This window comes from Paracoccus aerius, assembly GCF_014656455.1.
Classification (GTDB): Bacteria; Pseudomonadota; Alphaproteobacteria; order Rhodobacterales; family Rhodobacteraceae; genus Paracoccus; species Paracoccus aerius.
Genome location: NZ_BNCL01000013.1, coordinates 93,457 through 101,348 on the forward strand (window position 1 = coordinate 93,457; position 7,892 = coordinate 101,348).

The 7,892-nt window shown below is 68.5% G+C and carries 8 protein-coding genes, 1 tRNA gene and 1 pseudogene; 7 read left to right on the plus strand and 3 right to left on the minus strand.

Annotated features, from left to right (window positions below; genetic code table 11):
- The first annotated feature begins 8 nt into the window (after positions 1-8).
- Positions 9-707, plus strand: a complete 699-nt coding sequence (gene modB / locus IE224_RS14890; RefSeq protein WP_229849398.1) for a molybdate ABC transporter permease subunit — start codon at positions 9-11, stop codon at positions 705-707.
- Positions 704-1,807, plus strand: a complete 1,104-nt coding sequence (modC, locus tag IE224_RS14895; protein WP_191311458.1) for a molybdenum ABC transporter ATP-binding protein — start codon at positions 704-706, stop codon at positions 1,805-1,807. The genes modB and modC overlap by 4 nt, the downstream gene beginning before the upstream one ends.
- A 35-nt stretch (positions 1,808-1,842) precedes the next feature.
- On the opposite strand, the gene IE224_RS14900 is transcribed toward modC, so the two are convergent.
- Positions 1,843-1,918, minus strand: a tRNA-Ile gene (locus tag IE224_RS14900).
- 110 nt (positions 1,919-2,028) lie between these two features.
- Between IE224_RS14900 and purM the strand changes: the two genes are divergently transcribed.
- Both purM and purN read left to right on the plus strand, forming a co-directional pair.
- Positions 2,029-3,069, plus strand: a complete 1,041-nt coding sequence (gene purM, locus IE224_RS14905; protein ID WP_191311460.1) for a phosphoribosylformylglycinamidine cyclo-ligase — start codon at positions 2,029-2,031, stop codon at positions 3,067-3,069.
- Complete coding sequence (purN, locus tag IE224_RS14910) at positions 3,066-3,656, plus strand: phosphoribosylglycinamide formyltransferase (RefSeq protein ID WP_167621776.1); 591 nt, start codon at positions 3,066-3,068, stop codon at positions 3,654-3,656. The genes purM and purN overlap by 4 nt, the downstream gene beginning before the upstream one ends.
- On the opposite strand, the gene IE224_RS14915 is transcribed toward purN, so the two are convergent.
- Positions 3,653-4,267 (minus strand): thiamine phosphate synthase, encoded by a 615-nt coding sequence (locus tag IE224_RS14915; RefSeq protein ID WP_167621777.1) that lies wholly within the window; start codon positions 4,265-4,267, stop codon positions 3,653-3,655. The genes purN and IE224_RS14915 overlap by 4 nt on opposite strands.
- Positions 4,268-4,335: 68 nt before the next feature.
- Here IE224_RS14915 and IE224_RS14920 point away from each other — a divergent pair, with 68 nt between their 5' ends.
- Genes IE224_RS14920 through IE224_RS14930 form a run of 3 tightly spaced genes read left to right on the plus strand, consistent with a single transcriptional unit; the run spans position 4,336 to position 7,720 of the window.
- Positions 4,336-5,064, plus strand: coding sequence for an RNA methyltransferase (locus tag IE224_RS14920; RefSeq protein ID WP_191311485.1), 729 nt, complete (start codon positions 4,336-4,338; stop codon positions 5,062-5,064).
- A 38-nt stretch (positions 5,065-5,102) separates the two neighbouring features.
- Positions 5,103-6,251: a heme A synthase gene (gene ctaA / locus IE224_RS14925; protein WP_167621778.1), complete on the plus strand. Its 1,149-nt coding sequence runs from the start codon at positions 5,103-5,105 to the stop codon at positions 6,249-6,251.
- Positions 6,248-7,720, plus strand: coding sequence for a carboxypeptidase M32 (locus IE224_RS14930; protein WP_191311462.1), 1,473 nt, complete (start codon positions 6,248-6,250; stop codon positions 7,718-7,720). The genes ctaA and IE224_RS14930 overlap by 4 nt, the downstream gene beginning before the upstream one ends.
- Before the next feature lie 34 nt (positions 7,721-7,754).
- Here the strand turns inward: IE224_RS14930 and IE224_RS14935 are convergent.
- A pseudogene (locus IE224_RS14935) lies at positions 7,755-7,892 on the minus strand ((S)-ureidoglycine aminohydrolase); the annotation flags it as partial.

Here is a 7,892-nt window from a genome sequence, read left to right on the forward strand (position 1 = left end):
TCGAGGGCTTGGCGACCTCCCTCGGGCCTGCCGAATGGCAGGCGGTGCGGCTGTCCCTGCAGGTCGGGCTGGTCGCGACGCTTGGCAGCCTGCCGCTGGGCATCCTTGTCGCCTATGCCCTGGCCCGCTGGTCCTTCCCGGGCAGGCAGATGCTGAACGGGATCGTGCACCTGCCGCTGATCCTGCCTCCGGTCGTGACGGGCTATCTGCTGCTGGTGTTCTTCGGGCGGCGCGGGCCGGTGGGGCAGTTCCTGGACCAGTGGTTCGGGATCGTGCTGTCCTTCCGCTGGACCGGCGCCGCCCTGGCGGCCGCGATCATGGCCTTTCCGCTGATGGTGCGCGCCATCCGCCTTGCCGTCGAGGCCGTCGATCCCAAGCTGGAACAGGCCGCCGCGACACTTGGCGCCAACCCTGTCATGGTCTTCCTGACCGTCACCTTCCCGCTGATCCTGCCGGGCGTCGTCGCCGGTGCGATCCTTGCCTTTGCAAAGGCCATCGGAGAGTTCGGCGCGACGATCACCTTCGTGTCGAACATCCCGGGGCAGACGCAGACGCTGCCCTCGGCCATCTACGCCTTTCTTCAGGTGCCGGGGGGCGAGGAGGCGGCGGCGCGGCTGGTCATGATCTCGATCGGCATCGCCATGGCGGCGCTGCTGCTGTCGGAATACGTGGCGCGGCGGGTGGCGCGGCGGATGTCGGGCGCATGACGCTGCAAGTCCGTCTGTCGCACCGGTTTGTCGGCTTTGCCTTGGATGTTGACTTCCAGACGCCGCCGGGGCTGACGGTGCTGTTCGGCCCGTCGGGATCGGGCAAGACCACTGTCGTCAACGCCGTGGCGGGCTTGCTGCGTCCCGACAGCGGGCGGATCAGGGTGGGGGATTGGCTGCTGCTGGACAGCGCCGCCCGCCATGCCTTGCCGCCACACCGCCGCCGCCTGGGTTATGTCTTCCAGGAAGGGCGGCTGTTTCCCCACCTTTCGGTGCGCCAGAACCTGCTTTACGGCCGCTGGTTCGCCCCGCGCGGCGCGTCCGGTCCCGACCTGTCCCGCGTGGTCGATCTGCTGGGCATCGGCCCGCTTCTGGACCGCCGCCCCGGCGCCCTGTCGGGGGGAGAGAGGAGCCGCGTCGCCATTGGCCGCGCCCTTCTGGCCGCGCCGCGCCTGATCTTGGCCGACGAGCCACTGGCCGCCCTGGACGAAGCACGCAAGGCCGAGATCCTGCCCTATTTCGAGCGCCTGCGCGATGAAGGGGGCGTGCCGATCCTTTATGTCAGCCATGCCACGACCGAGGTCGCGCGCCTTGCCACGACGGTCGTCGCCCTGCGCGCGGGCCGGGTGGTCGCGGTCGGTCCGCCCGGGCAGGTGCTGGGCGATGCGGGGGCCATGGGGTCCGAGACGGCCTCGGTCCTGTCGGCAAGGGTGGCCGTGCATGACGACGACGGCCTGACGCGGCTGGAGACCGCGGGCGGGGCGGTTTTCGTGGCCCGCCTGGACGCCCTGGCCGGCACAAGGCTGCGCCTGCGGGTCGGGTCGCGCGACGTGATCCTGTCGCGCACCCGCCCCGAAGGGATCTCGGCCCTGAATGTCCTGCAAGGCCATATCGTGGATATCGCGCCCGAGGACGGCCCGAACGTCCAGGTATCGCTTGCCCTGGGTCCGGATCGCCTGACAGCCCGCATCACCCGCCGCTCGGCCACGCATATGTCCTTGGCTCCGGGTCAACCGTGTCACGCGATCCTCAAGGCCGTTGCCGTCGCGCCAGAGGATATGGGGCTGGCCTTGCCATCGGGGCAGGGGACTGGCCCATGAGGCAGCCATTGCAAGGCAGGATCGTCCGGCTGCGGTGGTAGGCCCGGAGGGACTCGAACCCCCAACCAAGGCGTTATGAGCGCCCTGCTCTAACCATTGAGCTACAGGCCCAGCAGCCCGTCCGGGTTAATCGCAGGCCGGCCCTCGGTCAAGCGCCGATCACCGTTGCCCCGGTGGGCGGGCTGCGCTATCGGGTCAGCAGCATTCAGCCGGGGGTCGCCATGACGAAGAACGGGATCAGCTATCGCGATGCGGGCGTCGACATCGACGCGGGCAATGCGCTTGTGGAACGCATCAAGCCCGCTGCCGCAGCGACTGCGCGTCCCGGCGTGATGGACGCGCTTGGCGGGTTCGGTGCGCTGTTCGACCTTCGTGCGGCGGGCTTTGACGACCCGGTTCTGGTCGCGGCCACGGACGGCGTCGGCACCAAGCTGCGCATCGCCATCGACACCGGCCACCTGGACGGCATCGGCCAGGATCTGGTCGCGATGTGCGTCAATGACCTGGTCTGCCAAGGGGCCGAGCCCCTGTTCTTCCTGGACTATTTCGCGACCGGCAAGCTTTCGGTGGACGAAGGCGCCCGCGTGGTGGAAAGCATCGCACGGGGCTGCAAGGCCGCGGGCTGCGCCCTGGTCGGGGGCGAGACGGCCGAGATGCCGGGCATGTATCACGACGGCGACTTCGACCTGGCCGGCTTCGCGGTCGGCGCCATGCAGCGCGGCACTGCCCTGCCTGCGGGCGTGATGGAAGGGGATGTGCTGCTGGGCCTGGCCTCGGACGGGGTGCATTCCAACGGCTATTCGCTTGTCCGCAAGGTCGCGGATCACGCGGGCCTCGGCTGGGACGCGGCCTCGCCTTTTGGTGACGGCACCCTGGGCGCGGCGCTGCTGGTGCCCACGCGGCTTTACGTCAAGTCCGCGCTTGCGGCGATCCGGGCGGGGGGCGTCCATGCCCTGGCCCATATCACCGGCGGCGGCATCACGGAAAACCTGCCGCGCGTTCTGCCCAAGGATCTGGGCGCGGACATCGACCTGTCGTCCTGGACCCTGCCGCCGGTCTTTCGCTGGCTGGCCCAGGCCGGCGGGATCGACCAGGCGGAAATGCTCAAGACCTTCAACAGCGGCATCGGCATGATCCTGTCGGTCGCGGCCGACCGCGCCGACGCGCTGGCCGGCCTGCTGTCCGGGCATGGCGAAACGGTTCATCGCCTTGGCCGCGTGACGGCAGGGCCGGGCGTTCGCTACAGCGGGCAGCTTGCGTGAAACGCGTTGCCATTCTGATCTCGGGCGGCGGGTCGAACATGGTCCGCCTGGTTCAGGACATGGGGGCGGGCGACCATCCGGCGCAGCCGGTCCTTGTCGCGTCGAACGATCCGGCGGCCGGTGGTCTTGCCAAGGCCGCGGCCCTGGGCGTTCCGACTGCCGCCGTGGATCACCGCGCATATCCGGGCGACCGCGCCGCCTTTGAAGCCGCGCTGCTGGAACCACTGCTGGATGCGCGCCCCGACATCATCTGCCTTGCGGGTTTCATGCGCATCCTGACGCCCGCCTTCATTGACCGTTTCGAGGGGCGGATGATCAACATCCATCCTTCTCTGTTGCCCAAATACCCAGGCCTGCACACCCACAAGCGCGCCATCGAGGCAGGGGATGCCGAGGCGGGCTGCACGGTCCACGAAGTCACCGGCGATCTGGACGCGGGCCCGATCCTAGGCCAGGCTCGCGTGGCTGTCGAACCCGGCGACACGCCGGAAAAGCTGGCGGCCCGCGTCCTGGAACGCGAACACCAGCTTTACCCGCTGATCCTGCGCCGCTTCGCGTCCGGCGCGCGCGAACGCTTCGACATCTAGCCCCAAAGCGCGGTCAGCGCCGCCACGGGATCCTCGGCCGTCCAGATCTCGGGTCCGATGGCGATGAAGTCGCTGACGGGCGACAATTGCTCCAGCAATTCGCGCGTGATCGCGCCTTCGGACACGACCGGCACCTCGATCATCTCGGACCACCACTGGAGCAGCTCCAGTTCCACCGGCTCGCCCCGATACAGCGCCGAGGCGCCAACCGGGCCGAAGCTGACGTAATCCGCGCCGGCCTCGCCTGCGTTCATCCCCTCGTGGCGCGAATTGCCGCAGAAGCAGCCGACGATGGCGTCCGCGCCCAGTTCCTTGCGGGCATAGCGAACGGCCTTCGCACCGTCGGTCAGATGCACCCCGTCCAGCCCGTGCCGCTGGGCCAGGGCCACATGATCGTCGATCACCACCGCCACGTCGCGCGCATGGGCGATTTCGCGCGCCAGATCGGCAAGGCGGCCCAACTCGTCCTCCTCGGCCCCGGCGCGGATGCGCAGGCAGGCCACCGGAAAGGCATCCATGACCGCCGCCAGTTGCGGGCCCAGTGTCGACGCCTGCGCACCGGCGGGCGTCATCAGGTAAAGCTGCGGGGCGTCGGGGGTGGCGTCGGGCATGGCGGAACTCCTTTATGTCGCAGATAGCGCAGCTTGCCGCCCGCCGCCATACGGACTATCTGCGCCCCATGCAAACCGAACGCCTGCCCGTCATCATCCTGGTCCGCCCGCAGATGGGCGAGAATATCGGCGCCGCCGCCCGCGCCATGCTCAATTTCGGTCTGACCGAGATGCGCATCGTCGATCCCCGCGACGGCTGGCCCAACCCGCGCGCCGTTGCCATGGCATCCGGTGCGGCGGGGCAGGTGCTGGATCGCGCCCGGATCTATCCGACCCTGGCCGAGGCGATGGAAGGCGTGGATTTCGCCTTTGCCACGACCGCGCGGGGCCGCGAACTGTCCAAGCCCGTGCATACCCCGGCAACGGCGATGGAGATGGCGCGCGCCCATGAAGGGCGCTGCGCGATCATCTTCGGACCCGAGCGCACCGGGCTGGAAAACGACGACGTTGCCCGCGCCAACGCCATCGTGACGGTGCCGGTGAACCCCGACTTTCCGTCGCTGAACCTGGCCCAGGCCGTCTTGCTGATGGGCTATGAATACGGGCGCGAGCTGCTGCCCGCCGAGCCTTCCCCCCATCACGGCCGCCCCGAGGCGATCCAGCCTGCCGACCGCCTCGAGATCGAGAAGCTGGGCGATCACTTCGAGGAAAGGCTGACCGAGGCGGGCTTCTTCTTTCCCGACACCAAGGCCGCGTCCATGCGGCTGAACCTGCGCAACATGTGGTCGCGGCTGGCGCTGACCCGGGGCGACGTGCGTGTCCTGCACGGGATCCTGCGGCAGTTGACCCGGCGCTGACCCCAACCTACCCTCCGCCCCACCTGAAGGAGCAAGCGATGGCCAAGCGCCCCGTCTTCGAGGAAGTCCTTGACCCCCACGCCAGCAGCCGCCCCGTGACAACGACCGGCATGATCGACGCGGCCCCCCGCGGCGCGCGGCGGGCGATCCGGGTCTGGCTGATGATCCTGTTCGTGATGGTCCTGGCGATGATCGCGCTTGGCGGCGCCACGCGCCTGACCGGATCGGGCCTGTCCATCACCGAATGGGCGCCCGTCACCGGCACGATCCCGCCCCTGAACGAGGCGGACTGGCAGGCAGAATTCGAGGCCTACAAGCAGATCCCCCAATATTCCCAGGTCAACCCGGACATGGATCTGGCAGGCTTCAAGGAAATCTATCTTTGGGAATGGGCGCACCGCTTGCTGGGCCGGCTGATCGGGCTGGTCTGGGCTGCAGGCTTCGTCTTCTTCCTGGCGACCCGGCGCATCCCCGTCGGCTGGACGCCGCGCCTGCTGGGCCTGGGGGCTCTTGGCGGGCTGCAGGGCGCCATCGGCTGGTGGATGGTCAGTTCCGGCCTGGTCGAGGGGATGACCCGCGTGGCATCCTATCGGCTGGCGACCCATCTGGGCCTGGCCTTCGTGATCCTGGGCCTGATCACCTGGTATGTCCTGCTGCTGGGCCGGTCCGAGGCCGATCTGCTGCGCGCCCGCCGCGCGGGGGAACCCAAGCTGTTTTCCATGTCAACCGGCCTGATGCACCTGGCCTTCGTGCAGATCCTGATCGGCGCGCTTGTCGCGGGCATCGACGCGGGCCGCACCTATACCGGATGGCCCACCATGGGCGGCGAATGGATCCCCGCGTTGATCTGGGATCCGGTGCTTGGCTGGCGCAACTTCTTCGAAAATCCCGCCCTTGTGCAATTCGTCCACCGGATGGTGGGCTATCTGCTGGCGATCTTCGCGGTCGTGGTCTGGCTGCGCGCGCGGCGTTCGCCCCATCCGGTCACGCGAGGCGCCTTCACGGCGATGATCGTGGCGGTGGCGGTGCAGGTGGCGCTTGGCATCATGAACGTGATCCATGCCTCGCCCTTGGGTCTGGCGCTGACGCACCAGTTGGGCGCGGTCGTCCTGTTCGCGCTGATCATCCGGGCGCGCCACCACGCGCGCTTTCCGCATGAAACTTCGGTCAGGGGGACCATCCGATGACGGCGATCAACGACCTGCTTGCCTTCCAGCGCCAGACCGAAGCGCTGTCCTCGGTCGCCGAACGCCTTGGCTGGGACCAGGAAACCGTGATGCCGCGCGGCGCGGTCGAGCAGCGGGCCGAGGAGATGGCCGCGATGGAATCCGTGCTGCACGAACGCCGCACCGATCCCCGCATCGGCGAATGGCTGGACCTGGCCGAACCCCGGACCGAGGCCGAGGCGCGGTCGGTCGAACTGATCGCGCGCGATTTCAGCCGCGCGAACCGCATCCCCGCCAAGCTGGCGCAGGAACTGGCGCGGCTGACATCCTTGTCCCAGGGCATCTGGGCCGAAGCACGCGCCAAGGACGCGCCCGAGGATTTCCTGCCCACGCTGGATCAGGTCCTGGTCCTGAAGCGGGACGAGGCCGCGGCCCTGGCCGATGGCGGCGATCCCTATGACGCGCTCTTGGACGATTACGAACAGGGGATGACGGGGGCCGAGATCGCGGCCTTGTTCGATTCCATGCGCCCGCGCCTTGTCGCCCTGCGCGAGGAAGTGCTGGGGGCCGCTTTCCAGCCCAAGCCGCTTTCCGGCCATTTCCCGCAGGAAACCCAGATCCGGCTGGCCCGCATCTGCGCCACCGCCTTCGGGTATGACTGGACGCGCGGGCGGATGGACATCGCGGTCCATCCCTTCAGCAGCGGCCGGTGGCAGGACAGCCGCATCACGACGCGCGTCGTGGAAACCGACCCCTTCAACTGCATCTATTCCACCATCCACGAGGTCGGCCATTCCAGCTATGAACTGGGCATCGACCCGGATTACGCCTTCACGCCCTTGGGGCGGGGCGTGTCGATGGGCGTCCACGAAAGCCAGAGCCGCATCTACGAAAACCAGATGGGCCGGGGCCGGGCCTTTACCGGCTGGCTGTTTGGCCGCATGTCGGACGCCTTCGACGGGCTGAACATCACCGACGCGGATGCCTTCTATGCCACCGTGAACCGCGTCACCCCTGGCTTCATCCGCACCGAGGCGGACGAGGTTCAGTACAACCTGCACATCATGATGCGCTTCGATCTTGAACGCGACCTGATCGCGGGTCGGCTGTCCTCCGACGATCTGGTCGAGGCCTGGAACGACCGCTTCCTGCGCGACTTCGGCGTGGTGGTTGACCGCCCGGCGAATGGCGTCTTGCAGGACGTGCATTGGGCGGTGGGGCTGTTCGGTTATTTCCCCACCTATGCCCTGGGCAACGTCTTCGCGGGCTGCCTGAACCAGGCGATGCGCGATGCCGTGCCCGACCTGGACGCCTCGCTGGCCGGGGGCGACGCCGCGCCCGCCGTGGAATGGCTGCGCGAGAACGTGCAGCGTCATGGCGGGTTGAAGCGCCCGCGCGCGCTGATCGAGGAGGCGACGGGCGCCGACGTCTCGCCCGAGCCGCTGCTGTCCTATCTGGAGGCGAAGTTCGGCCAAATCTACGGGCTGTAACGGAAACGGCCGGGCGATCTGCCCGGCCTTTCGCTTACCTGTTGGGCCACAAGGGCGCGTGGCGGTTCACGTCCTTGTAGAGCAGGTATCGGAACGGCCCCGGCCCGCCCGCATAGCAGGCCTGCGGGCAGAAGGCGCGCAGCCACATGTAGTCGCCGGGCCCCACCTCGAC

Excerpts from the sequence above, each read along its gene's own strand:
- modC (WP_191311458.1), top strand. The coding sequence starts at position 704 with ATGACGCTGCAAGTCCGTCTGTCGCACCGGTTTGTCGGCTTTGCCTTG.
- purM (WP_191311460.1), top strand. The coding sequence starts at position 2,029 with ATGACGAAGAACGGGATCAGCTATCGCGATGCGGGCGTCGACATCGAC.
- IE224_RS14915 (WP_167621777.1), bottom strand. The coding sequence starts at position 4,267 with ATGCCCGACGCCACCCCCGACGCCCCGCAGCTTTACCTGATGACGCCC.
- IE224_RS14920 (WP_191311485.1), top strand. The coding sequence starts at position 4,336 with ATGCAAACCGAACGCCTGCCCGTCATCATCCTGGTCCGCCCGCAGATG.
- ctaA (WP_167621778.1), top strand. The coding sequence starts at position 5,103 with ATGGCCAAGCGCCCCGTCTTCGAGGAAGTCCTTGACCCCCACGCCAGC.
- IE224_RS14930 (WP_191311462.1), top strand. The coding sequence starts at position 6,248 with ATGACGGCGATCAACGACCTGCTTGCCTTCCAGCGCCAGACCGAAGCG.